This is a genomic window from Niveispirillum sp. GW835-FHT14G11, from assembly GCF_058793615.1.
The window spans coordinates 265,452-290,556 of the sequence record NZ_JBXAFZ010000008.1; the positions used below are offsets into that span (position 1 = coordinate 265,452).

A 25,105-nucleotide genomic window follows, 5' to 3' on the forward strand; every position below is an offset into this window, starting at 1 on the left:
ATACTTCCCCGTCCTATGAGAACGAAGGGAGGGTCCAACCATGCTGTACGCCATCCTGTGCTATAATGAAGAAGATTATGTCGGCGCCTGGACGCCCGAAGAAGACGCCATCGTCATGGACCGGCTGGGCAAGGTGCAGCAAGGCTGGGCGGACAAGGGCAAGCTGGGCCCCGTCGCCCGCCTGATGCCGACCACCGCCGCCGCCACCCTGCGCAAGGGCAAGGAGGAGCCGCTGATCCTGGACGGCCCCTTCGCGGAGACCAAGGAGCAGCTTCTGGGCTTCTATATCGTCGATTGCGAGGGGCTGGAGGAGGCACTGGATAGGGCACGCGAACTGGCCGCCGCCAATCCCGGCAAGGGCTGTTATGAAATTCGGCCCGTGGCCTTGTTCATGCCGGGGGGGCCGCTGTCACCATGAGCACGGATACAGGCTGGATCAATGCCGCCCTGGCAGCGGCCCGGCCCCAGGCGGTGGGGGCGCTGCTGCGCTATTTCCGTGATCTGGACCTGGCGGAGGAGGCGTTCCAGGAAGCAGCATTGCGCGCCCTGTCATCCTGGCCGAAGAACGGGCCGCCGCGCGATACGGCCGCCTGGCTGATCATGGTGGGCCGCAATGCCGGCATCGACCAGACCCGTGTGCGCTCCCGCCACGTCGCCCTGCCCGAGGATGATACGCCGCTCTCCGACCTGTCGGACAAGGAAGCGGAACTCGTGGGTCGGCTGGACGAGGCGGATTACCGCGACGATGTCCTGCGCCTCCTGTTCATCTGCTGTCACCCGGACCTGCCGGCCACACAGCAGATCGCGCTCGCCCTGCGCATCGTATCGGGCCTGTCGGTGAAGCAGATTGCCCGTGCCTTCCTGGTGGGCGACAGCGCCATGGAACAGCGCATCACCCGCGCCAAGGCCCGCATCGCCAGCAACCCGGTCCCGTTCGAGGCGCCCGGCGCCGCCGACCGGCCGGAACGGCTGGGGCCTGTTGCCGCCATGGTCTATCTGGTCTTCAACGAGGGCTATTCGGCCGGGGCGGAGGAACAGCCGGCCCGCGCGCCGCTGTGTGAGGAGGCGATCCGCCTGGGCCGGTTGCTGCTGCGCCTGTTCCCGGCGGAACCGGAGATCATGGGGCTGCTGGCCCTGATGCTGTTGCAGCATGCCCGCCGCGCCGCCCGCTTCGCGCCTGACGGGTCGGTCGTGCTGCTGGAGGATCAGGACCGCACCCTGTGGCACCGGCCCGCCATCCATGAGGGGCTGGCCTTGCTGGACAAGGCGGTGCGCCACCGCCGCACCGGCCCCTATCAGATCCAGGCCGCCATCGCCGCGCTGCATGCCCGCGCCGCCAGTGCCGCCGAGACCGACTGGGCCCAGATCGACCTGCTCTATGGCGGGCTGGAGGCCCTGTCCCCCTCCCCCGTCGTCACCCTGAACCGCGCTGTTGCGGTGTCGAAGGCACGGGGGGCGGAGGCGGCGCTCGCCATGGTAGAGCCGCTGGGCGACCGGCTGTCCGGCTATTTCCATTTCCATGGGCTGCGCGGCGGATTGCTGAAGCAGCTGGGCCGTATGGCGGAGGCACGCGACGCCTTCGGCCGGGCCATCGCGCTGGCCCACAGCCCGGCGGAAGCCGCCCATATCCGCCAGATTCTGGACGGCTTGCAGGGTCCGTGAATTTTTTCGACGTCGTTGTCGGAACGGGCGCGGACGGTTCATCCTTGTTCTATTATCCCTTTCCCAATCCACGGAGGAAACCATGACCGAGAAGCCCGAATACGCCCACAACACCACCGGCGTCATCCCCCATCTGGTGGTCAATGGCGCCCGCGAGGCCATTGATTTCTATGTCCGCGCCTTTGGCGCCACCAAGATCATGGAAATGCCCGCCGAGGATGGCAGACGGCTGATGCATGCCCAATTGCTGGTCAATGGCGGGCCGCTGATGCTGTGCGACGATTTCCCGGAATATTGCGGTGGCACGCCGACGGAATTCCCGGCCCGCGGTCCTGTCACCCTGCATCTGACCGTGGCCGACGTGGACGCCGCCTTCGCCCAGGCCACCGCCGCCGGCGCCACGCCGGCCATGCCGCCCGCCGACATGTTCTGGGGCGACCGCTATGGCCAGGTCCGCGACCCGTTCGGTCATCTCTGGTCCCTGTCCACGCCCAGCAAGCCGGGGGCGGTGGTCACCAACGGCAACTGACCTAGGCCAGCACCCGCATGACCAGGACGAACAGCGTCGGGTAGAAAGTGAAGGCGAAGCCGAAAGCCCGCAATGCCGGGTCGACGGCGTAGCCGGCCACGAACAAAACCCGCGCCGTCACAAACTGCACCGACAGTGCCGGGATCAGCCTACCGGCCCCCGGCATGTCCATGACCGCCAGCATGGCCAGCAGATGCAGCAGCGTCTGTTCGGCCGTGTTGGTGAGGCAGCTTCGCACCAGCGACGCCCCCTCCCCTGCCACCGGGATCGCCCCGTCGATCAGCCGCCCGTTTATATAGCGGGCACTGAACATCCACAGGATGCAACCGGCCAACGGCAGCGCCGACAGGCAAAGCCAGCGCATGCCGCCGGGTGGGGCCACCGGACCGCCATCCGCTGGCCAGAAGGCCAGGAAGAAGGTCGCCGATGCCCCAAGGGCCGCCAGCATCTGGCCCAGAATCCATAGCCGTACGTGTCCAGGATTCATCAGCCCCCCCTATCCGATCCAGCGCGATCATAGCAACTTTGCGACCCGACCGGGCATCCCCCTGTGCCATCGCCCGATCGGCCCCATCCCCCATCAATTGATGGTTGCGATGCCGCGTCCCGGCGGGGAAACTGACCCCACACCCTTCCGGAACCCTGGGAAAAGCCGTTGGAGCATCATTTCGACCTGACCGGGATTGCCATCGTCACTTCCGTGGCTCTGCTCTGCGGGCTGGCCTTGTCGCGCCTGAAACAGCCGGCCATCGTCGGCTATATCGTGGCGGGCATCGTGCTGGGGCCGGGCGGATTCGGGCTGGTGCAATCGTCGGAGAGCATCACCACCCTGGCGGAGCTAGGCGTGCTGATGCTGCTGTTCCTGGTCGGCATGGAATTGTCGGTGAAGGCGTTCCAGGCGGTGTGGAAGGTGGCGCTGGCCGCCGTGGCCTGCCAGATCGGGCTGTCGCTGCTGGTCACCGGCCTGGCGGGATTGCTGCTGGGCTGGCCTTGGCCGCGCGCCATCGTCATGGGTTTCATCATGGCGCTGTCGGGCACGGCCGTGGCCATCAAGATGCTGGAGGATATGGGGGAACTGAAGACCGAGACGGGCCGCGTCACCATCGGTGTGCTGATCGCCCAGGATCTGGCCTTCGTGCCGCTGCTGCTGATCACCAACGGCATGGGCAGCGGCGGGGGCCTGTCGGCCGCGGTACTGTTCAAGCTGGGTGCCGCCATGGCGGCGCTGGGCGGGCTGGTCTGGTTCCTGTCGCGGCACGAGCGGCTGACCGTCCCCTATGGTGAATGGTTCAAGCGCAACCATGAGGTCATTCCGCTGGCAGCCCTCGCCTTCTGCTTCACCCTGGCCGCCGCGTCGGGGGTGATGGGCCTGTCGGCGGCGTTCGGCGCCTTTGTGGCCGGCTTCATGCTGGGCAATTCCGATGGCCGCGCCCGGTCGCTGCGCGCCACCCACCCGATCCAGTCGGTGCTGATCGTGGTGTTCTTCCTGTCCATCGGGCTGCTGATCGACCTGTCCTTCGCCTGGACCCATCTGGGGGAGGTGCTGCTGCTGCTGTTCGTGGTGACGGCGGTGAAGTCGGCCATCAATGTCGGCACCCTGCATCTGCTGGGTGAACCGTGGGAGCGGGCCTTTCCGGCCGGCGTGATCATGGGCAGCCTGGGCGAGTTCAGCTTCGTGCTGGCCGCCGCCGGCCTGTCGATCGGCGCCATCGACAAGGATGCGCAACAGATGGCCGTGACGGTGATCGCGCTGTCCTGGCTGTTCAGCCCCATCTGGCTGGTCAGCGCCCGGCGCTTCCATGTCCTGGCCGAAGGCGGCATCGGCAGCATGCGCGGCGCCCTGGCCCAGATTTATCGCGGAGAGATCGCCCTGCTCAACCGGGTCGCCGCGGCTTTGCTGCAGGGCGCCGCCATGCTGGTGGACGCGGTCCTGCGGCTATGGAGAAGATAACAACGCCGGAGGTCAGGTCGAGGGCAGAGCCCGAGCCCTGACAAGCAACGGTTGCTGTATGAATGTCAGGGCTCGCCTGCGGGTCGACCTGACCAGGGCGGGGCAGCCTTCCGCCACTGTCCGGGCGCCAGCCCGTCCAGGGTCCAGTCACCCACCGCCCGGCGGATCAGGCGCAGGGTGGGAAACCCGACTGAAGCCGTCATGCGCCGGACCTGACGGTTCTTGCCCTCGCGCAGCACGATCTCGATCCAGCTTGTGGGGATCGATTGCCGGAAGCGCACGGGCGGGGTGCGGGGCCAGAGCCAGGACGGTTCCTCGATCCGCCGCACCTCGGCCGGTAGGGTCGGGCCATCCTTCAGGGTCACACCCTGGCGCAGCGCTTCCAGGGCGGCGTCGGTCGGCACGCCCTCCACCTGCACGCAATAGGTCTTGGGCCATTTATGACGCGGCTGGCTGATGCGGGCGATCAGGCCGCCATCATCGGTCAGCACTACCAGCCCCTCGCTGTCGCGGTCCAGCCTTCCGGCCGGATAGACATCGGGCACATCCACGCATTCGGCCAGCGTGCGCGCACCGGTGCCTTCGTCCGTGAACTGGCACAATAGGTCGAATGGCTTATTCAACAGGATGATGCGGGTCATCTGAATTGCATTGCGTGGAAAGTGGGTCCAGGGTCGCCCCCCGCTGTATAGGCGATGGCGGTCGCCCGGCGCATCACCAAACCACGAATGGAAGGATCAGACCATGACGCGTTTTGTGAAAGCCCCGCCAGGACAGGGCCCCGCCCTGGACCGCCGACAGGTGCTGGCCACCGGCATTGCCGCCAGTCTGGCGGGCATGGTCGGCACCGGAACCGTGATGGCGCAGGACGCCGCCCCCTATACGCTGCCCGCCTTGCCCTATGTCCCGGCGGCGCTGGAACCGCATATCGATGCCCAGACCATGCAGATCCACCATGGCAAGCATCACCAGGCCTATGTCACCAACCTGAACAACGCGCTGGCCGATCACGGGCAGTTGCAGAAACTGTCCCTGACGGAGCTGCTGGCCAAGCTGCCGGAACTGCCCGAAGCGGTGCGCACGGCCGTGCGCAATAATGGCGGCGGCCATGCCAACCATGCCATGTTCTGGTCCATCATGGGGCCGGGTGCCGGCGGTGCCCCCACCAGCGCCGTCGCCAAGGCCATCGATGGCAGCTTCGGCGGGTTCGACGCCTTCAAGAAGGCCTTCAACGAGGCCGGCACCAAGCAGTTCGGTTCCGGCTGGGTGTTCGTGACGCTGGGAGCCGACGGCAAGCTGGCGATCCAGGCAAGGCCCGATCAGGATACGCCGCTGATGGAGGGCAAACCCGTCCTGATGGGCAATGACGTCTGGGAACATGCCTATTATCTTAAATATCAGAACCGCCGGGCGGACTATCTGGCAGCCTGGTGGAATCTCGTGAACTGGCAGGCCGTGAATGAACGGCTGGCCCGGATTACCAAGGGGGAGACGATCTGACCATGCGGGACCGGCCGTGACACGCCTGAAGCCATTACCCCCCGACCTGGCCCTGCCCGTGCGTTCGGCGCCGGGGGCCACAGTCATGGGGGATTGCGGCTTGTGCGGCCGGCCCCTGATCGCGGGACCCAGCGTGGAGGAACACCATCTGCTGCCCCGCAGCCAGGGGGGCCGGGAAACGGTGCCGCTGCACCGCGTCTGCCACCGGAAGATCCATGCCGAACTGTCGGAAAAGGAACTGGCGCGGGGTTATGCCACCCTGGATGCCCTGCGCGCCCATCCCGATATCGCCGCCTTCATCCAGTGGGTGGCCCGCAAACCGCCGGAATTCACCGCCGTGACCTTCCGGGCGAAAGACCATGCGAAGGCGGGCAGGAAATATCGGGATTAGCGTCCGTCACGTGGTACTCCGGCACGGCCCGAATCTTCGCCTTCACGGCTTTAATAGTTGATATAAACAACGGTTTATATTTAAAACTAAATATCCACAAGAATATCCGCAAAACCAGCGCGCGCGCCGGACTATATCGGCCCGAGATTACCTCTTGCGCGATATAATGTAATATAGCATAATCATTATGCAAACATACGATGGCTGGAACGTGCAAACACAGCCACACGCAAGCCAACATAAGAGCGTCCAAGGGAGGAACTTCATGTCTATCGCGGAACGCCGGGTACGCCCGGCGAAGGGGGTCGTGCGCGCCCATTCCATCCATCGACTGCTGCTGACCACGGGGCTGATGCTGACCATGGCCGCCCCTGTCGCCGCGCAGACGGCACCGGCGCAGAATGATGGCGGCATGCTGGAAGAGATCGTGGTGACAGCCCGGCGCCGGGCGGAAGCACTGCAAGACACGCCGGTCGCCATCACGGCCTTCACGGCCGAAGCGTTGGAGGCGCGCAGCGTGGAGACGCTGGACAATATCGCCCGTTTCACCCCCAACATCCGCTTTGATGGTGCCGCGGCCCTGTCGGGTGGCAATTACAACGCCACCGTGTTCATCCGTGGCATCGGCCAGAACGATTTCGCCATCTTCAGCGATCCCGGCGTCGGCTTCTATGTCGATGGCGTCTATTACGCCCGTTCCATCGGCGGCATCATGGATGCGGTCGATCTGGCCAGCGTGGAGGTGCTGCGCGGGCCGCAAGGCACCTTGTTCGGTAAGAACACCATCGGCGGTGCAGTGCTGATCAACACCCAACGTCCGACGGACACCCTGTCCGGCCGGGTGGAACTGACCACGGGCCGGTTCGACCGGCTGGATGTGAAGGGCACGGTGAATGTGCCGCTGGCCGATGGCAAGGTATTGACCCGCCTGTCTGTTTCGTCGCTGAACCGGGACGGTTACGCCAGGCGCCTGTCCGACGGGCAGGATATGGGCGACCGCAACGCCGACAGCGCGCGGTTGCAGCTGTCGGCGAATGTTACGGAAGATATCAATTTCCATCTGGTCGGCGACATGACGCGGGCCCGCGAACATTCCGCGCCCAACAAGCTGCTGGCCGTGGCACCGGCGCCCGGCCTGACCGGCGTGCCCTTCCTGGTGAACTACAACAATCTGGTGGCCCCGACGCGCGGCGTGACGGCGCCGAACGGGCAGAAGACGCTCAATTCCTCCTTCATCACCGACAGCCCCTTCACCACCTGGGGCACCGGTCCCAACGTCAATGATCTGGACCTGTGGGGCCTGGCCGGCACCCTGACCTGGAACCTTGGCTCTGTGGAGGCCAAGAGCATCACCGCCTATCGCGAGTTGGAGGCCACCTTCGCCCGCGACGGCGACAACACGCCCTTCACCTATCGCGAGACCTTCAACGACGATGACCAATGGCAGTTCAGCCAGGAATTCCAGTTGAGTGGCGACGGCATGGATGGACGCTTCACCTGGGTGGGTGGTGTCTATTACTTCACGGAGGAAGGCACCGACAACGCCCGTGCCGATCTGGCCATGGGCCTGTGGCCGCCGCTGGGGCCGCCCCTGTCGCCCGCCACCTTGATCCTGAACCGTATCGACAACACCTCCTACGCGGCGTTCGGGCAGGGTAATTTCAAGCTGACCGACGATCTGTCGGTTACGGCCGGCGCCCGCTGGAACCGCGACAAGAAATGGATCTCCGTCTTCAACCGCCGTCAGCGCGATCAGGTGGTGTTCACCAATGTGCAGCGGTCCGGCAACTGGAACGCGTTTACGCCGAAGCTGGGGCTGGAATACAAGGCGGGCGACGACGCCCTGCTCTATGCCTCAGCCGGCAAGGGCTTCAAGAGCGGCGGCTACAATGCCCGCCCGCTGGCGGACGAGTCGGAAGTGACGCAGTACGAGCCGGAAACCATCTGGACCTATGAAGTCGGGGCCAAGACCGGCTGGCTGAACAACCGGCTAATCGTCAATGTCGCGGGCTATCTCAGCAAGTACGACAATATCCAGCTGACGGTGAACCAGACGCCGCGCAACTTTGTGGCCAACGCCGCCAAGGGCACCATCAAGGGGGCGGAACTGGAAGTGCGGGCAAAGCCGGCCAAGGGCCTCGATTTCGACCTAGCCGTCGGCTACACCGACGCGCAATATGATGAGGTGGGCACGGGCCTGGGCCCCACCCAGGTGTTGCCCATCACCAAGGCGGCCAAGTTCGTGAAGACCCCGAAATGGACGGCCAGCACGGGCCTGCAATATACCTATTTCCTGGGTGACGGCAGCACGCTGAGCCTGCGCGGCGACCTGTCGGCCTATTCCAAATTCTACAATGACGTGGCCAATACCGAACTGGTGGCGCAGTCCGGCTATGGCATCGTCAATAGCCGGTTGACCTATACGTCGCCGGACGACAGCTGGACCCTGGCCCTGTTCGCCACCAACGTCACCGACCGGCGCTATTTCGTGTCGGGCAATGCCAGCGGCGCCTTCGGTTTGGCCGAGGTCTCCTATGGCCGCCCGCGTGAATGGGGCGTGACCCTGGGGGCGAAATTCTAACCCCCGCGACGACTGATCCCCGTCCCCGGTGATGATCACCGGGGACGGGGATGAAGTCAGTTTCCTTCAATACGGGGTTTGGCCCCACGGCCATAACCGGGTGTCATCAACCCGGAGCCCCTTCATGACCGCCACCCTGCTGCTGGCCATGGCCAGCTTCGCCCTCGTTGCCTCCATCACCCCCGGCCCGGTCAACAGCCTGGCGCTGGCCAGCGGCGTGCATCACGGGTTCCGGCGCAGCCTGGGCTTCGTGACGGGCGCCACGGTGGGCTTTACAGCATTGCTGCTGCTGGCCGGGATCGGCATGGCGGAGGCGGTGGCGCGGCTGCCGCTGCTGGACACCATCATGCGCGTCCTGGGAACGGGCTTCATGCTCTACCTGGCCGGACGGCTCTGGCGGGCCGATGGCGGCATGGCGGCGGCTGAAATCTCGTCCCCGCCCTCGCTCTGGGCCGGGGCCAGCCTGCAATGGCTGAACCCCAAGGCCTGGATCGCAGCGGTGGCCGGCATGGGCGCCTATGGGCTGGCCGGCGGCATGGTGACGGTGCTGACCTTCGCCGGCCTGTATTTCGCCATCTGCTACCTCTCCATCGCGCTCTGGGCCTTTGCCGGCGCGCAGCTGTCGCGGGCGCTGGGAGAACCTGACCGGATGCGGATATTCAACCGGGTGATGGCCGCCCTATTGGCGCTGGGTGCAGTCGCCATGCTGGCCGGGCATTGACTGCGCATACTGCCCCGGTGTGGCCGCCGTATGCGCCTTGAACACGCGCTGGAAATGCGCCTGGTCGGCGAATCCGGTCTCCAGCGCCACCTCGACGATGGGCTGGCCCTGGCGCAGCCCCTCCTGGCCCGCACGGATCCGCAGATTGGTCTGATAGGCGTGCGGGGTCAGGCCATAGCGCGCCTTGAACGCCCGGATCAGGTAGGAGGGCGACAGGCCGCAAGCCGCCGCCACCTCCTCCACCCGCAATTCCCGCGTGCAATGAAGCGCGATATGCTCGGCGGCCCGGGACAGGGCCGCATGCTCGTCGCGGACGGCAACCCCGGGCCCATCGACACGGCCCCCCAAGCCGGTGAAGAAGGCCTGCGCCGCCGCCGCCTTGGCCGCCACCCCCGCCCCTTCATCAAACAGCCGGTCGAACAGGGCCATCAGGTCGGCATAGAGTGCGGGGTCACGGCTGATCACCGCCCCATAGGGCCGGAACGTCACCTCCCCCTGCACCCGCGCCAGCCAGCCCGTATCGGCATAGAGCATGCGGTACGACCAGGGCTGGTCATCCACCGGGTTGCAGGCATGCACCATTTCCGGGTTCATCAGCACAACCGTGCCCTCGAACGCCGCGTGCCGTTCGTCACCCGTCAGATAGTCGCTGTGCCCGCCGGTGATGGCGCCGATGGAGAAGGTGGGGTGAGAATGCGGGACATAGCAGACCGTGCGTCCATCCATGACCGCCCGCGCTTCCAGATGCGGCAGGGCGGGGTCGCGCCAGAAGATATGGGGATCGGTGGGGCGGCGGGGCATCGGATCCGGATGAGTCGGGAATAAGGCCCCGATCATAACCCAAGCCTTAAAAGACCAAAAGCCGCCCACGGGCATTCCCAGGGGCGGCATTCAATCCCGTAGTCCAAAAGGACCGACTGGAACCCGTCCGGTGGACGGGGAGGGCTATTAGTAGCCCTCGCGCTCCAGACGCTTACGCAGCAGCTTGCGGGCGCGCCGAACGGCTTCCGCCTTCTCGCGAGCGCGCTTCTCCGACGGCTTCTCATAATTGCGGCGCAGCTTCATTTCGCGGAAGATGCCCTCACGCTGCATCTTCTTCTTCAGCGCGCGCAGTGCCTGATCGACGTTGTTATCACGAACCAGAACTTGCACGGGACATCCACTCCAAACTGGTGCGCTGGGCCGGCGAAACCGACGCTACGCGGAAGGTTGAAAACAAAGAAGAGGCAACACGAGACCCTAAAGGTCGCGCTGTCGCCCGATCCAGTCGCCGGGTTTATACACATGGGTTGGGCCGTTGTGAAGACCCGCCGCACGGCTTTGTGCAGATTCACACGGAATGGCCGGCATGCGACCCGCTGGGGGCCGGTTTTCCTTGCCTTGCATCCTCGGCGCCGGACCCGCACAATGCCTGTATAACCCGAATCGCCCCCTGTTCCGGAGCCTTTTCCATGGCCGTGCTTCCCATCGTCCGCATGGGCAACCCCGTCCTGCGCCGCGTGGCCGATCCGATCCCCGTGCCCACGGCCGGCGGTTTCGACGATGGCTTGCGGCAACTGGCGGCGGACATGGTGGAGACGATGTTCGCGGCACCCGGCATCGGCCTGGCCGCCCCGCAGATTGACGTGCCCCGGCGCATCATCGTCTTCCGCGTGCCGCCGGAACGCGCATCGGGCGATCCCGGTGACGCGCCCATGGGGCCGCAGGTGCTGATCAATCCGGAATTCCTGGCCCTCGGTACGGAGACGGTGCTGGGATGGGAGGGGTGCCTGTCCATTCCAGGATTGCGCGGCGTCGTGCCGCGCTATCGCCATATCCGCTACCGGGGCTATGATCTGGACGGAAACTTGGTGGAACGCGAGGCCGCCAACACCCATGCGCGGGTGATCCAGCATGAGCTGGACCATCTGGACGCCGTCCTCTATCTGGACCGCATGGAGGGGCTGGCCACGCTGACCTACACTGAAGAGCAGAAATTTTTCGGCCCCGATGTGCTGGCCCCGGCCGGCTGACGCCCGCAAACGGAGAATGTCCATGACCGACACCGCCGCCGCGCCCACCGCCGACGCCCCCGTCCAGGATGCCTATGCCAAGGCGCAGGCGGCCTTGGCGGCGCGCAGGGACGCGATCCTGACGGCAATGCTGCCCGACGTGGCCTTCGATGGCTGGACGGACGCAACGTTGCGGCGCGGGGCGACGGCGGCGGGTTTCCACAGCCAGGAGGCGCTGGCCGCCTTCCCCGGCGGGGCGCTGGAGGCCGTGTGCTGGTTCAGCGACTGGGCCGACCGGCAGATGCAGGCGGCGCTGGCCGATACCGACCTGTCAGCCCTGAAGGTGCGGGAGCGGGTGACGCTGGCGGTGCGCAAACGGCTGGAGATCCTGACCCCGCATCGCGAGGCGGTGCGCCGGGCCGGCAGCCTGCTGTCTCTGCCGCAGAACGCGGCGCGCGGGCCGCAGCTGGTCTATGCCACCGTCGATGCCGCCTGGCGCGCGGCGGGCGATGCATCGGTCGATTATAATTTCTATACCAAGCGGCTGCTGCTGGCGGGGGTGGTCACGGCCACCACGCTCTATTGGCTGGACGACCGGTCCGAAGGACTGGCCGACAGCTGGGCCTTCCTGGACCGGCGCATCGCCAATGTCATGAGCGTGGGCAAGGCTATCGCACAGGTCACGGGCCGGGCGGGCAAGGCGGCGGGCATCCTGTCCTACGTCCCGTCACCGGCCCGCTTCCTGCGTCATCTGCGGGGGGCCGACGCGGTCTAACACGCCGGCCACCCGCATCAGGCCGCCACGATGGGGCGGGCGGCTTCGATCTGACTGTTCAGCAGGTCGCGGATGGCGCGACCGCGATCGGTCAATTGCACGACGCGCAGGCGCGCATCCTGGGTCCAGGCCCGGCGCTCCACCAGCGGCCCGGCCACCCCCTCATCGCTTTCATCCAGGTCGCGGGACAGTTCGTCCACGGCGCGGCTGATGGTGCAGGGTGCCTCCCCCATCAGGTAGGAGAGTTCCGCCTGGCTGATCCCCTCATTCTCACAGATGGTCAGCAGGGCGGCGGCCGTGCGCAGCGACATGCGCGGATTGATCTTCAACAACGCCTGGGTCATGGCCAGTGCGGTGCTGGGATAGCGTTGCTGTTGCATCCTATCCTCCCGTCCTCAGGCCACGCCGGCATAGGGGCGCAGACGGCCCGTGCGGGTGACGGGCGGACGCGGCGTGCCGACATCGACCGCCGACGCGTTCCCCCGGTTGCGCAGTTCCCGCATATCCAGCGTGCTGTCCGGATAGAGACGGCGAACCTGCTCCAGCAGCGACATCAGCTGCTTCTGGTGCTCACCGGCCTCCACGAAATTCTCGGTCTGGAACTCGATATTGATGCATGCCTTGAGGCGGAGTTTTCCGTCCTTCATCTTTTCCCCCGTAATCATGCATCCCAACCGGAAGCGGGCCAACCGGAAGCAGGGGTGCAAGGGTGTGCCATGAGGCAGGACTAAAAATTGCCGGGCTGCATCGATCTGACCATGATGGAAAGCTGATCATTGCATGATTGAAAGACGATCATTGGCGGTCGGGATGAAATAATCCAATAAGCTATTGATATATAACGACATGATGAAAGGACCGCCGCCCCCATCCGTGGCGTGATGGAAAGATGATGAAGGGGCTTTTCCCTCTACCATCAGCACCCTGACGGGGTTGACCCGGGCGGCGGGGACACCGCCCGCTCTCAGTCCGGGTTGGTGGGGTTCAACAGCACCAGGTCGGATTCCTGTCCCACCAGCTCCGTCATGAAGACGGAGCCGCTGTCGCAATCGACCGAAATCTGAGCGCGCGAACTGGTGCGGGCCAGCAGGCCCAGCCGGCGTTCCGCGCCTGTGCGCCGGTCCACGGCCACTACCTCCGCCGAGGGGAGGTTCATGCGGGCGGCATAGATGGTGTCGGGGCAGATCACGGTGTTGCGCTGGCCCAAAGCGGCGGGAAGCGCGATGGTGCCGCCCCCACCCGTGCCGTCCAGCGCCGTCCAGGCAACCTGCCTGGACCCGGTATTGCCGACCAGCAGCATGGTGCGGTCGGCGGAGACATCGACAAAGTCGCGCCCCTCCTCCACCTGCACGGGTGCCTTGCCGGCGACCGGATCGATGGACCAGATGCCCCAGCTGGCATCGCCGCGGATGGCCATGCGGATGCTGCCATCGGGCATCCAGGCCGGCGCGCCCTTGTAGCGGCCGTCATGGGTCAGGCGGGCCGTCGCCTCATCCGCGATGGTGACGCGGTAAAGGTCGCTGACCATCCCCACCTCCGCCACGAACAGCAGGGTGCGGCCATCGGCCGACCAGCGCAGGGAATTCATGTTGGCGCCGGGCAGGTTGGTCAGGGGCCGGAGCGGACGGTCCTTCTCCGCCAGCCAGACCTGCGGTTCGCCGGTGCGGTCGCTGACAAAGGCCATGGCGTTGCCGTCGGGCGACAGAAGCGGGTCATATTCGTTGGCGCCGGAGCCCTGCAGGGTGCGCTGCTGGGTGTCCGCCATGATCTCCACCACGTCGGCATGACCGCGATAGATCTCCATGGCCATGTTGCCGCGCGTATGGGCCACCGAAAGGCGGCCCATCTGGCCGATGCCGGGCATCACCTGCTGCCAGCGCCCCTGGGCCAGATCGACATACCAGAGGCCCCGGCGCTGCCGGCTGGCATTGGTCAGGTACAGGCCGCGCCCATCCACCGACCAGTCGAAATTGACCGAGCTGCTGTCCAGCGGCAGCTGGTGCAGTTCGCGGCCCGTGCGCACATCCATCACCATGATGGACAGCCGCCCCTCCGGCCAGGCGCGGGCGAAGGCCAGCTTGGTGCCATCGGGCGAATAGGCGGGCAGCCAGTCATCGGCATTGCCGCCCGGCGGCACCGGCAGCAGCGAAGGCGCCGACCCGTCCAGCGGCATCACCATCAGGCGCGACATCTTCACCGTGGGATCGGGGACGGCCGTGAAGATCAGCGCCTGTCCGTCGGGACGCCAGGCCAGGTTGGGCAGCTGGTCACCCAGGCAATCACCCACCCGCCGCTCCTGCCCCACCGGCACGGAGATCACATAGATGTCGCAGTTCCAGTCGCGGTCGCTGCGCAGAAAGGCGATCTGGTCGCCCTTGGGTGACCAGATGGGGGCCCGGTCATGATCATCGGTATTGGTCAGCGTGGCCGAGCGGCCATTGGGCCCCGTGCCGCGCAGGATGATGTCGAAATCATCGAAGGAATTGCGGGCGGCATAGGCCGCCATCTCTCCATCCGGCGACAGGGCCGGGAACAGATCCATGCCCGGTTCCAGGGTCAGCGGCAGCACGTCGAACACCGGCACCGCCGACACCGGGCCCGGCCGCGCCCCCCACCAATAGGCCCCGCTCACCAGCACGACCAACAGTGCCAGCATGCATGCCGCCACCAGGAACCGCAGGCGCAGGGCGCTGGCAACCGAAGGCAGGGGGATGGGGGCAGCCTGGGGTTTGGTGGCCTGCGTCGCCGATGCTCCCTCCGACTCCGCCTCCGCCTCCGCCTCGGCGGTTGCCGATGCGTCATCCACAAACAGCGCATAGCCGAATTTCGGGATCGTCTCCACCCGCAGCCTTGTGGAGCCCACATCGCGCAGGGCGCGGCGCAATTGGAAAATGCAACGGTTCAGGCTGTCTTCCGCCACGAAGACGCCACCCCAGCAATGGTGCAGCAGCGTGTCGCGGGAAACGGACTGGCCCTGGTGGCGGACCAGCAGCACCAGCACCTGCATGATGCGCGGTTCCACGCGGCGTTGACGGTCGCCGATGGCGATACGGTTCAGCGACGGGCTGACCAAGACGTCGCCGACCATCAGCTCCTGATCGGGATTGATGTCGAACCCGGAGGCCAGATGGTTCATTCCGTATCCCACACTTTGGCGACAGCGGAAGCGTTCGCCGACCTTGGCAACCAAGATCCGGCGTCACGATCAGCCATTTCAGCCGCCCCATCGGCCATGCACCACCATCCTACCCGAAAAATCCGTGGCCCGGCCAGCCCCACATGGGGCCGGCCGGGCCACGGACCCGACGAAGAAAATGCGCCGTTTCCCGCAGGCGGCATCACCTGCGGGAAACGGGAGGCCCTCAGAAGCGGACGTTGACGCCGACCGAGAACACCCGGCCCAGCGTGTCATACATGCTGGGGAAAGTGTTGCCCGAGTTGGCCGAGGTCGCACCCGCCTCGTTGCCGACCACCGGCGGGTCCTTCTCGAACAGGTTGGTCACGCCGGCGCTGATCCGCACCTGCTCGAACACCTGATAGGAGCCCTGGAGGTCGATATAGTTGTAGGCCTTGATCTTCTCGAACGCATCGAAGGTCGTGGGCTTCTGCGCCTCCTCGATCTCCACCCCGCCCAGGTGGCGCCAAGTGTAGCCGATGGTGAAGTCACCCACGTTCCAGTTCATGCGCTGGATCCAGCGCACTTCCGGCAGCGGGCTGCCGACACCGCCCGCACCCACGGCACCGGGGCAGCTGGTGCCGAACCGGCCCACGCAATCCAGGACCGGGGTCTGGTCGGACGACTGCGACTCCTGCGTCAGATAATAGTTGGCATTCAGAGCGAAGATCAGGGTGCCCATGTCACCATCGACGCCCAGATCCTCCAGATCGACATTGAAGTTGACGCCCAGTTCCAGACCCTCGGCACGCAGATATTTCAGGTTGGTGGTGAAGGCCTGCAGACCGGCGCCCGGCAGGGTCAGCGTGCCGCCGACACGGATGACCTTGGCGCACTGGGTGGCGTCGCCGGCGACATAGCACCCGTCCAGGATTTCCTGCGGGGCGAAGGCACCGATCACGTCCTTGATCTTGATATTGTAGTAATCCAGCGTGATGAAGGTGTTCTTCAGCGCGCCCAGGTCCGGGGTCAGGACGACACCCAGCGTGCTGGTGTTGGCAACTTCCGGGGTCGGCAGGGCCGTCAGGTCGGTACCGGCGAACACGTTGATCTGACCGGCGGCCAGGTCAACGACGTTGCCCACCTGGGCGGCGGTCATGCCGGTGGATATGCAGCGGGCGCGCAGGGTGGCATCGGTCAGGGCCGCCGGGTTGCCGACGGAACAGGGATCGACATTGGCGTTCTGCAGGGCCGCGATATTCGGCGCGGCCAGTTCGCCGACATTCGGGGCGCGGGCAGCGCGCTGCTGCGAACCGCGCAGGCGGACACTGTCGATCGGGGTCCAGTTCAAGCCCAGCTTCCAGGTCTTGTTGACGCCGGTCGGATCATAGTCGGCGTAGCGATAGGCCGCTTCGAAGTCCAACGACTCGAATGCCGGCTGGCCGGAAACCAGCGGCACCAGCACTTCGCCGAACACTTCCTGCACATCGAAACCGCCGCCGATGGGCAGCAGATTGCCGCCGGCACCGCCCAGGCAGCTGGCGGGCGCCAGCTTCCAGCATTCGTCGGGCGTGCGCTTGCCGGTTTCCTTGCGGTATTCGGCACCGATGCTGACGGCGACGCTGTCACTGGCCCAGGGGCTGACCAGCCCTTCGATCGGGCCGCTGACCGAACCGGTGACGATGGTCTGGCTGTAATCCTGCTTGTCGATGGCCGAGGCGCCGGCATAGGCCGCCATTTCCGGCGTGATCGACCCGAAACCACCGAACAGGTTGATCGGCACGCAACCGCCCTGGCCGCCACGGCAGGTGGTGGTGCTGACGGCGTTCAGCGCATTGCCGACATTGGTGATGTTCGTATAGCCCTGGCTGACATTCACGCGGTGGCTTTCGCCATGCTGCACGGACACATCATAGGACCAGCCCTCCATGATCTCGCCGCGCAGGCCGGTCAGGAACTGGAAGGCGCTGTTGTCGTAGGAGGTGGAGCGGGGCCCCAGTTCCACCGTGCGGCGGCTGATCGACAGGCGGATATCATCGGCCTGATCGACCACGCCGTTGCCATTCACGTCCACCCAGTTGGGGAAGGCGCCGTTGGTCAGCACGGTGCCGGCGGTACGACCAGCATTGGCGGCGTTGATGATGGTCTGGCGGGCGTTGGCGTTCAGGAACGGATTGGCCAGCGGCACGAAGAAGGTGGTGCCGAAAATACCCGACGGGGCGACCTGCTGGGTGTTCTTCGTGCTGGAATAGGAGAAGCGGCCATAGGCCTCGACATGCTCGTTGACCTCATAATGGCCGGCCGCGAAGCCGCCGAACCGCTCCAGCGGGGTCTGGTAGTAATTGTACGGGTTGAAATTGAAGACCGAGCAGTTGGCGCCGATGGAACCGTCGTCGCGGAACTGGCCCAGGGCCGGACCGCCGGCGATGGTGACGCGGGTCGGCAGGGTGGTCGGCGAGCCGCCGGCCGCCACGGCGTTGGGGCCGCCGCAACCCTGCGGCGGGGCATCGGGCTCCACCCCGTCCAGGAAGTTCTGATAGCCGGCACCTGACGCCGTGGCGATACCCAGCCGGCCCAGCGGACGGGCACCTAGCTGCACGCCCTTGCGCTGGGAATAGTTGATGCCCAGCACGACATTGCCGCGGCCATCGGCGACGTTGGAACCCACGGTGACGTCGGCAGAATGGATATGACCATCGCCCTCGCCCGTGACCGAGTAATCATAGTTGGCGTCAACGCCTTGGAAATCATCCTTCATGATGAAATTGATGGCGCCGGACATGGCGTCCGAACCATACACGGCCGACGCACCGCCCGTGACGATGTCCACGCGCTGGATCAGCGCCGTCGGGATGGTGGAAACATCGACCAGACCGTTGAAATTATACGGCGTGACGCGCTTGCCATCCATCATGATCAGGTTGCGCTGGGCCCCCAGGCCGCGCAGATCGACGGTGGAGGCACCAGCGGTACCATTATTGGTGTTCTGGCCGTCGCCGGGCACCGTGACGGGCAGCATGCGGAAGATCTTCTCCACTTCCGGCTGTTGCAACGCGTCGATCTCGGCCGCACCCACGGAATAAACAGGGCTGGTGGAGGTGTCATTGGGACGCGCGATGCGCGAGCCGGTGACGACGATCTCCTCCACCGTGTCCTGCGCCAGGGCCGGGCCCATCGGCGCCAGCATCGCGGTAATGGCCGCGCCCAGCAGCAGACGGGAGCGGGCCGACCGGCGCGCGTTTTCAGACAGTGTCATGGTTGCTGTGTCCCCTTGTTCCGACAGGCCGCGCCTCAGTTTACGCAATGGATCGGGCGCGCGCTCAGTTGATGTGCCATCTGGCACAGACGGAACACTCGTATAGGGTCCACTTTCTTCGCAACAGCGAATTGTAACAAAGAATACGCATTGTCGTGATCTGTGGCATTTGGACCATGATGATTTAAACTGTGAGATTATTTACTTAATAAGTTGCGATGCATATTTGTTTTCATTATTGCAACGATATTTGTATTATGTATTTTTGCTGATATCGAAAAGTGCAGCGCAGGATCTCTTGATATGCATTTAATAATGAGTTGCATTTGTATGGTGGCGGTCCTAGTTTCCCGCCAATTGCAAGTAGGGGATAAAAATGCGCACGTTCTGTTCGTCGCTGTCGCTGATGCTGGGCGCCAGCCTGATCGCCATGCCCGCCGCCGCCCAGCAGGCCGCGGCGACCGACGCCACCATTGACGAGGTGGTGGTCACCGCCGCCCGCACGAAGCTGCCGGCCAGCGCCCTGCCGCTGACGGTGGATGTGATCGGCAGCGCCGACCTGGCCCAGCAGGCGGCCATTGGCGGGTCGGTCGTGGACGCTGTTTCCACCCTGATCCCCTCCTTCTCCCCCACCCGCCAGAAATTGTCCGGCGCGGGGGAGACCTTGCGCGGCCGGTCGCCGCTCTACGCCATCAACGGCATCCCGCAATCCACGCCGCTGCGCGATGGTGCCCGCGACGGCTTCACCATCGACCCGTTCTTCGTGGACCGGGTGGAGGTGATTTTCGGCTCCAACGCCCTGCAGGGCATTGGCGGGACGGGCGGTATCGTCAATCAGGTGACGGTGGGCGCGCCCAAAGCCGAGGGCAACAGCGGCCGCGTCCTGATCCAGGGCACGGCCAATGACGGGTTGGAGGGCGACAGTTTCGGGGCCAAGGTGGCGGCGTTGGTCAGCCACCGCGACGGCCGCTTCGACGCCACCGTGGGTGCCGCCTATGAAACCCGCGGCGCCTATTACGATGCCAATGGTCGCCTGATCGGCATGGACAGCACCCAGGGCGAGACCCAGGACAGCCAGAGCACCAATTTCTTCGCCCGCTTCGGATACGAGCTGTGGGAAGGTGCGCGCCTTGACCTGATCACCAGCCGGTTCGAGCTGAAGAGCGACGGCGACTATGTCGCCATTCCCGGTAACCGCGCCGCCAACCTGCCCGGCTCCGCCATCAAGGGCGACCCGCCGGGCGTGCCGGCCGCCAACCGCACCGAAAGTGCCGCCCTGTCGCTGACCGACGACGATCTGGTGGGCGGCACCCTGACCAGCCAGATCTTCTTCAACCGGTCGCGCGATACCTATGGCGGGGAGCCGACCCCCATTGCCACCTTCCAGGATGTGCGCATCGCCCCCATCGGCACCCTGTTCGACCAGTCGCAGAACCGTTCGCGCAAGCTGGGCGGCAAGATCGCCTATGAACGCGCCATGCCGGGATTCGAGAATCTGACCGGCACGGTCGGCTTCGATGCCATCTGGGACACGACCGAACAGCGGCTGATCTCCACGGGCCGCGCCTGGGTGCCGCCCACGGATTTCCGCAGTCTGGCGCCCTTCGCCCAGGTCAATCTGGCGCTGCTGGATGAAAAGCTGCGCCTGGCCGGCGGCGTACGGTCGGAAAACGCCCAGATCAAGATCGACGATTACACGACCCTGGCCTCCTACGGCTCGCGCTTCGTGTCCGGCGGCAGCCCGACCTTCAGCGACACGCTGTGGAATGGCGGCATCATCGTGGAGCCGGTCGAGGGCCTGCGCGCCTATGCCTCCTATGCGGAGGGCTATACGGTCCCCGATGTCGGTCGCATCACCCGCTCCATCACCCGCGCCGGCCAGGATATCGACGATTTCCTGGATATCAGCCCCATCATCTCCAACAACAAGGAGATCGGGCTGGAGGGCGACCATGGTCCGTTCAAGGGCAGCGCCACCTATTTCTGGTCCACCTCCACCAAGGGCCAGTTGCTGGTGCTGACCAATGGCGTCTATGAGGCGCAGCGCCAGCGCATCGAGATCGAGGGGCTGGAGCTGAACCTGTCCTACGAGACGCCGCTGCCCGGCCTGACCCTGTCGGGCGGTTATGCCCATCTGGAGGGCCGCAACGACAGCAATGGCGACGGCAAGGTCGATGGCAAGCTCGATGGCGCCAACATCTCCCCCGACCGCGTGAACCTGGCCGCCGCTTACGCCGAAGGCAAGATCACGGCCCGCCTGCAGGCGCAGTTCTACCTGTCGGGCGATGTCGGCAGCGGCACCACCTTCGCCGATTTCGGCGGCTATTCCATCGTCGACAGTTCCTTCCGCTATGAACTGCCAGTGGGTGGCGTCACGCTGTCCATCCAGAACCTGCTGGACAACCAGTTCATCGACTATAACAGCCAGACCCAGCGCCTGACCGACAGCCAGCGCTTCTATGCCGGCCGTGGCCGGGCCCTCACCATCGGCTGGGATTACAGCTTCTGATGAAGACACTGGACCTTCTGCATCGCTGGGCAGGCGGCATCGTCGGGCTGGTCCTGGCCCTGCTGGGCCTGTCCGGCGCCCTGCTGGTCCATAAGGACAGTTGGGTGATGGCGCCTGGCACCGGTGATGCCCTGGTCAGTGAGGCCGGTCCCGTGGCGGATGCGGTAGCGAGGATATTCGCCGCCCCCGACCGGCCGGACAGCATCATCTTCGCCAGCCAGACTTTCGGCCTGCATCGGCTGCGCTTTGGCAGCGGGGCCGGTGCCTATGCCGACCAGACGAGCGCCGTCATCGCCAGCTGGGACGGCATCTGGGCGCGGCCGGAACTGTGGCTGTTCGACCTGCACCATTATCTGCTGGCCGGCGATGCCGGTGAAATCTTCATCGGCATCGTCGCCCTGGTCGGGTTGTTCTTCATCATCTCCGGCCTCATCCTGTGGTGGAAGCTGCGCCGGACCTTCCAGTTCAAGCTCTGGCCCGCGCGGATGTCGCGCCCCGCCATCATCCGCCATCACCGCGATATCGGCGTGGTGCTGGCGCCGTTGCTGTTCATCTCCTGCCTGACCGGTGCGATGCTGACCCTGCAGCCCGTCGCCAATTTCATATTGAGCCCGCTGGGATCGGCCAAGGAATGGCGGACGGCGACGGCCGCACCCAAGGTGAAAGGGGGGCCGCTCGCCCCCTCCCCCGACTGGCACGCCATGCTGGCGGCGGCGCGCGAACGCTTCCCCGATGCCGAATTCCGTGTGCTGACCCTGCCGCGCAAGCCGGGTGACCTGATCAGCCTGCGCCTGAAGCAGCCGGCCGAATGGCTGCCCAATGGCCGCACCCTGGTCTGGTTCGACCCGGCCGACGGACGTGTCGTGGAGGCCCGCAGCGCCCTGGACATGCCGCTGGGACAGCGGGTCTTCACCAAGGTCTATCCCCTGCACGCCGCCAAGGTGGGCGGGTTGCCGCTGAAACTGCTGATGACCCTGTCGGGCCTGGGCATGGCGGTGCTGGGCACGCTGGCCGTGTGGAGCTTCTGGTTCAAGCGGCCGAAGAAGCTCAAGGTCCCGGCGTAGAAAACCGGTTCATTCGTATCGCGAATTGGACGCAAGCCGTAATCCGCGATACCCCTATTCCCGCCTCACGTGCCGCTTCCAAAACCCGACACCGAACCGTTTCCAGACCTGTCCCGCGAACCGGTCCGCCAGTTCGCCCCCGATCATCGCGCCTCCCGTTGCCACCACCAGCATGGTCAGCGCCAGGGCCAGCTCCCGCCAATGGCGCGGCGGCTCCGCCCCCACGGCCTCCGTGACCATTGCCGCCGCCATGGGCTCCGCCCCGACCAGGGCCGTGCCTGTGACCAGCAGGGCGAAGCGACCCTTGCCCAGCCCGATCTGGCAGAACTCCACCCCCGCGACGACTGGCGCCCCCGCCGCCAGCGCCTGTTCGCGCAGGCGCAGCAGGGCCAGCCGCCTTGTCCGCTGCAAATCCCGCTGCCGGGTCACCACCCGCCCGCCGATGATCCGGCGCAGCAGGATCGACAAGCGGCCCAGGGGTGCCGGCGCCATGACGATGGCCGCCTGCACCATCCGGTGCGTGCCGCTCACCCCCGGCGGCGGCTTGCCCACGAACACGCGCACGCCCGCCACCGCCGCATCCATGCGGGCCAGCCGCCGGTCGTTTTTGCGCTCGATCCAGGCCCCGATCATCAGGAAGGCTGCATTGAACAGTACGGCGATGCCCAGACCCACGGCCCAGCCGCCCCAGTTCCCGAACCACCAGTCGGTGTCGGCCAGATATTCCAGCCATTCCATGCCGGGCGGCAGATCGGGCAGCTTCTCGTTCACGATGACGCCGGCTCGTCCGCCGCCAGTTCCACGGCCGTGCCATAGGCCAGCACCTCCGCCGCCCCACTGCCGATATTGGCGGTGGAATAGCGGATGGAGATCACGGCATTGGCCCCCAATTCATCCGCCGCGGCGCGCAGGCGCCGCGTCGCCTCCTCCCGCGCCTCGTTCAACAGCTCGGTATAGCCGCGCAGTTCCCCGCCCACCATTTCCTTCAGGCCCGCCATGATGTCCCGGCCCAGATGCTTGGACCGGACGGTGCTGCCCTGCACCAGGCCCAGATGCCGCACGACGCGGTATCCGGCCGGCTGTTCCATGGTCGACAGGATCATGATGCCCCCTTGGTTTCCGCCGCCAGCATGGCAGCGCGATCAGGGTGGGGCAAGGCCGGGGCCGGTGGGACGGGCGGGAATTGGCCCTATCCGCGCACCCGGTCCCAATCCAAGCCGAAACGCGCCAGATATTTGCGCAGCCGGTCGGCATCGTTCACGCTTTTGCGGGTCGTGCGCGACGCGCCGAACAGCACCCGTCCCGCCTCACTCAACGATCTTGTGTCGCGGCACACGCGGATGACGGTGGCCAGCTGGCAGCGGTCGAACAGGTCGATCCCGGCCACGCCATCAGCGCCCAGCAACGTTTCCAGCCCATCATCGCCCTCACCCGGACCACTCCCCCGCCAGCGACGCCGGAGCCCCGCAATCTCGTCCGCCACATTATCGGCATTGATGCGCCCGCCCGGCGCCAGGGTCGCCATGCGGGTGACGCTGGCCGACAGGTCGCGGAAATTGCCGGTCCAGGGGGTGGCGGCATCGGTGGCAAAGGCCAGATAGCGCGCCCTGGCCTCAGCATTGAAGGTGGCACGCACCCCTTCGCGGGCCGCGAACCGATCCAGCTCGAACTCCAGGTTCGGTTCGATATCCTCCCGCCGTTCCGCCAGTCCCGGCAGTTCGAAGGTCCACAGGTTAAGCCGCGCGAACAGATCCTCGCGAAAGCGGCCCGCCGCCGCCAGGCCCCCCAGGTCGCGGTTGGTACCGGCGATCAGCTGGAAATCGCTTTCCACCTCCTTGTCCGATCCAACCGGCAGGAAGCGCTTATCCTCCACCGCGCGCAGGATCATCGCCTGTTCGTCCAGGCCCAGTTCCCCAATCTCGTCCAGGAACAGCATGCCCTTGTCCGCCGCGCGCAGCAGGCCGGGCCGGTCGGCGGCTGCACCCGTGAACGCCCCCTTGCGGTGGCCGAACAGCGCCGACATGGCGCCATCACCGCGCAGGGTGGCGCAATTCACCTCCACGAAGGGTCCTGCGATCTGGTGCTGCTGGCGCTTCAGATCATAGATGCGCCTCGCCAGCTGCGACTTGCCGGCCCCGGTCGGGCCCTGCAACAGGATGGGCGCGCGTGACCGGATCGCCACCTGTTCGATCCGGTCGATCATGCGGTTGAAGCCGGCATTGCGCGTGGCGATGCCGGATTTCAGGAAGGATGTCGCCTCGCGCGCCTGGGCCTGGAACCGTGTGGCGATGCTGTCATAACGCGACAGGTCCAGGTCGATGGTGCTGACCCGCCCGGCCGCCACTGCCTTGCTGTCCTTGTCCGGGCTGGATTGCAGCAGCCGGCCCGGCAGGAACCGCGCCTCCGTCAGCAGGAACAGGCAGATCTGCACCACATGGGTGCCGGTGGTGATATGGATCAGGTAATCCTCTTCCTCCGTGTCGAACGGGTAGGCGCGGGCGAAATCCAGCAGCTTTCCGTACACCTCCTCGAAATCCCAGGGATTGCGCAGGGGCATCAGCTGCGACCGCACCTCCGTGCCCGGCGACACCGATGCCACATCCTCACGAACGATCTTGGCCAGCCCGGCGCTGTGCGCGTCATGCAGCAGCTCGAACCGGTCGACCAGCAGATCCTCCTGCATGCAGATCCCGACCGACGGGCGCCAGCGGCCCCACCGGTCCTTGCCCTTGCCCACGAAGTCCAGCACCGTGCCCAGGAAGCCGATGACCACCGTCCGTTTCATGCCATCTTATCCAAATTTATAAATCCGATATGATTATATCATCTCATTCATCATCACGAAACCATCTACCCGGAACCAGAACCCAGCCTTTCCGCCATTCCTGAAAAATTTTCACCCTTTCCAGCCTGTTGGCACGCCCCTTGCGGTTAAGGAAGCCATGCAGACGGCAGCGATGCCGCACGGCACCGGATGAAGGAAGGAGGGTGACATCATGGCGAATAAGGGACTGTTCGCATCGATCGTGGGGCGGCTGATGCCGGCGATGGGCAGCATCT

Annotated in this window: 23 protein-coding genes; 12 read left to right on the forward strand and 11 right to left on the reverse strand. The window is 65.6% G+C overall.

Annotation, left to right across the window (positions count from 1 at the left end):
• The first annotated feature begins 40 nt into the window (after window positions 1–40).
• From AC1Q7F_RS16670 to AC1Q7F_RS16680, 3 genes are all read left to right on the forward strand, one after another.
• A complete protein-coding gene (locus tag AC1Q7F_RS16670; protein ID WP_492508827.1) occupies window positions 41–418 on the forward strand; it encodes a YciI family protein in 378 nt (125 codons plus the stop codon).
• On the forward strand, window positions 415–1,662 hold the full coding sequence (locus AC1Q7F_RS16675) for an RNA polymerase sigma factor (RefSeq protein WP_492508829.1): 1,248 nt from the start codon (window positions 415–417) through the stop codon (window positions 1,660–1,662). Before AC1Q7F_RS16670 ends, AC1Q7F_RS16675 begins: the two co-directional genes overlap by 4 nt.
• A gap of 82 nt (window positions 1,663–1,744) precedes the next feature.
• Window positions 1,745–2,191 carry a VOC family protein gene (locus AC1Q7F_RS16680; protein WP_492508831.1) on the forward strand — a complete coding sequence of 149 codons (447 nt, stop codon included), beginning with the start codon at window positions 1,745–1,747 and terminating at the stop codon, window positions 2,189–2,191.
• A gap of 1 nt (window position 2,192) precedes the next feature.
• Here AC1Q7F_RS16680 and AC1Q7F_RS16685 read toward each other — a convergent pair whose 3' ends face one another.
• Window positions 2,193–2,678, reverse strand: coding sequence for an MAPEG family protein (locus AC1Q7F_RS16685; RefSeq protein ID WP_492508833.1), 486 nt, complete (start codon window positions 2,676–2,678; stop codon window positions 2,193–2,195).
• 168 nt (window positions 2,679–2,846) lie between these two features.
• Here AC1Q7F_RS16685 and AC1Q7F_RS16690 point away from each other — a divergent pair, with 168 nt between their 5' ends.
• The gene (locus AC1Q7F_RS16690; RefSeq protein ID WP_492508835.1) at window positions 2,847–4,142 is read left to right on the forward strand and encodes a cation:proton antiporter; all 1,296 of its coding nucleotides are present in this window, start codon (window positions 2,847–2,849) and stop codon (window positions 4,140–4,142) included.
• A gap of 65 nt (window positions 4,143–4,207) precedes the next feature.
• On the opposite strand, the gene AC1Q7F_RS16695 is transcribed toward AC1Q7F_RS16690, so the two are convergent.
• Entirely contained in the window at window positions 4,208–4,783 is a 576-nt protein-coding gene (locus tag AC1Q7F_RS16695) for a pseudouridine synthase (RefSeq protein WP_492508837.1), read from the reverse strand.
• 103 nt (window positions 4,784–4,886) lie between these two features.
• Between AC1Q7F_RS16695 and AC1Q7F_RS16700 the strand changes: the two genes are divergently transcribed.
• From AC1Q7F_RS16700 to AC1Q7F_RS16715, 4 genes are all read left to right on the forward strand, one after another.
• Entirely contained in the window at window positions 4,887–5,642 is a 756-nt protein-coding gene (locus AC1Q7F_RS16700) for a superoxide dismutase (protein ID WP_492508839.1), read from the forward strand.
• 16 nt (window positions 5,643–5,658) lie between these two features.
• Window positions 5,659–6,033 (forward strand): HNH endonuclease signature motif containing protein, encoded by a 375-nt coding sequence (locus tag AC1Q7F_RS16705; protein WP_492508842.1) that lies wholly within the window; start codon window positions 5,659–5,661, stop codon window positions 6,031–6,033.
• A 265-nt stretch (window positions 6,034–6,298) separates the two neighbouring features.
• Window positions 6,299–8,614, forward strand: a complete 2,316-nt coding sequence (locus tag AC1Q7F_RS16710) for a TonB-dependent receptor (RefSeq protein WP_492508843.1) — start codon at window positions 6,299–6,301, stop codon at window positions 8,612–8,614.
• A 124-nt stretch (window positions 8,615–8,738) separates the two neighbouring features.
• Window positions 8,739–9,335 carry a LysE family translocator gene (locus AC1Q7F_RS16715; protein ID WP_492508845.1) on the forward strand — a complete coding sequence of 199 codons (597 nt, stop codon included), beginning with the start codon at window positions 8,739–8,741 and terminating at the stop codon, window positions 9,333–9,335.
• Here the strand turns inward: AC1Q7F_RS16715 and AC1Q7F_RS16720 are convergent.
• Together AC1Q7F_RS16720 and rpsU are read right to left on the reverse strand one after the other, a co-directional pair.
• Window positions 9,294–10,136, reverse strand: coding sequence for an AraC family transcriptional regulator (locus AC1Q7F_RS16720; protein ID WP_492508847.1), 843 nt, complete (start codon window positions 10,134–10,136; stop codon window positions 9,294–9,296). The two genes, AC1Q7F_RS16715 and AC1Q7F_RS16720, sit on opposite strands and share 42 nt — an antisense overlap.
• 147 nt (window positions 10,137–10,283) lie before the next feature.
• Window positions 10,284–10,487, reverse strand: coding sequence for a 30S ribosomal protein S21 (rpsU, locus tag AC1Q7F_RS16725; protein WP_054168849.1), 204 nt, complete (start codon window positions 10,485–10,487; stop codon window positions 10,284–10,286).
• Window positions 10,488–10,786: 299 nt separating this feature from the next.
• On the opposite strand from rpsU, the gene def reads away from it, so the two are divergent.
• Together def and AC1Q7F_RS16735 are read left to right on the forward strand one after the other, a co-directional pair.
• Window positions 10,787–11,347, forward strand: coding sequence for a peptide deformylase (gene def, locus AC1Q7F_RS16730; RefSeq protein ID WP_492508849.1), 561 nt, complete (start codon window positions 10,787–10,789; stop codon window positions 11,345–11,347).
• A gap of 22 nt (window positions 11,348–11,369) precedes the next feature.
• On the forward strand, window positions 11,370–12,101 hold the full coding sequence (locus tag AC1Q7F_RS16735) for a COQ9 family protein (RefSeq protein WP_492508851.1): 732 nt from the start codon (window positions 11,370–11,372) through the stop codon (window positions 12,099–12,101).
• Between the two features lie 17 nt (window positions 12,102–12,118).
• Here the strand turns inward: AC1Q7F_RS16735 and AC1Q7F_RS16740 are convergent, their stop codons facing one another.
• The 4 genes from AC1Q7F_RS16740 to AC1Q7F_RS16755 all read right to left on the reverse strand — a co-directional run bounded on the left by AC1Q7F_RS16740 (window position 12,119) and on the right by AC1Q7F_RS16755 (window position 18,472).
• The gene (locus AC1Q7F_RS16740; protein WP_492508853.1) at window positions 12,119–12,481 is read right to left on the reverse strand and encodes a hypothetical protein; all 363 of its coding nucleotides are present in this window, start codon (window positions 12,479–12,481) and stop codon (window positions 12,119–12,121) included.
• A 15-nt stretch (window positions 12,482–12,496) separates the two neighbouring features.
• Window positions 12,497–12,748, reverse strand: coding sequence for a hypothetical protein (locus tag AC1Q7F_RS16745; RefSeq protein WP_492508854.1), 252 nt, complete (start codon window positions 12,746–12,748; stop codon window positions 12,497–12,499).
• A 317-nt stretch (window positions 12,749–13,065) separates the two neighbouring features.
• Window positions 13,066–15,237, reverse strand: a complete 2,172-nt coding sequence (locus AC1Q7F_RS16750) for a winged helix-turn-helix domain-containing protein (protein WP_492508856.1) — start codon at window positions 15,235–15,237, stop codon at window positions 13,066–13,068.
• A gap of 226 nt (window positions 15,238–15,463) precedes the next feature.
• Window positions 15,464–18,472, reverse strand: a complete 3,009-nt coding sequence (locus AC1Q7F_RS16755; protein WP_492508858.1) for a TonB-dependent receptor domain-containing protein — start codon at window positions 18,470–18,472, stop codon at window positions 15,464–15,466.
• A 376-nt stretch (window positions 18,473–18,848) separates the two neighbouring features.
• Between AC1Q7F_RS16755 and AC1Q7F_RS16760 the strand changes: the two genes are divergently transcribed.
• Both AC1Q7F_RS16760 and AC1Q7F_RS16765 read left to right on the forward strand, forming a co-directional pair.
• Window positions 18,849–20,981 carry a TonB-dependent receptor gene (locus AC1Q7F_RS16760; RefSeq protein ID WP_492508860.1) on the forward strand — a complete coding sequence of 711 codons (2,133 nt, stop codon included), beginning with the start codon at window positions 18,849–18,851 and terminating at the stop codon, window positions 20,979–20,981.
• Window positions 20,981–22,045, forward strand: a complete 1,065-nt coding sequence (locus tag AC1Q7F_RS16765) for a PepSY-associated TM helix domain-containing protein (RefSeq protein WP_492508862.1) — start codon at window positions 20,981–20,983, stop codon at window positions 22,043–22,045. The genes AC1Q7F_RS16760 and AC1Q7F_RS16765 overlap by 1 nt, the downstream gene beginning before the upstream one ends.
• Window positions 22,046–22,099: 54 nt before the next feature.
• Here the strand turns inward: AC1Q7F_RS16765 and AC1Q7F_RS16770 are convergent, their stop codons facing one another.
• From AC1Q7F_RS16770 to rtcR, 3 genes are all read right to left on the reverse strand, one after another.
• A complete protein-coding gene (locus AC1Q7F_RS16770) occupies window positions 22,100–22,816 on the reverse strand; it encodes a heavy metal-binding domain-containing protein (RefSeq protein WP_492508864.1) in 717 nt (238 codons plus the stop codon).
• A complete protein-coding gene (locus AC1Q7F_RS16775) occupies window positions 22,813–23,148 on the reverse strand; it encodes a YbjQ family protein (protein WP_492508866.1) in 336 nt (111 codons plus the stop codon). The genes AC1Q7F_RS16770 and AC1Q7F_RS16775 overlap by 4 nt, the downstream gene beginning before the upstream one ends.
• 86 nt (window positions 23,149–23,234) lie before the next feature.
• Window positions 23,235–24,830 (reverse strand): RNA repair transcriptional activator RtcR, encoded by a 1,596-nt coding sequence (gene rtcR, locus AC1Q7F_RS16780; protein ID WP_492508868.1) that lies wholly within the window; start codon window positions 24,828–24,830, stop codon window positions 23,235–23,237.
• Window positions 24,831–25,105 lie beyond the last annotated feature (275 nt).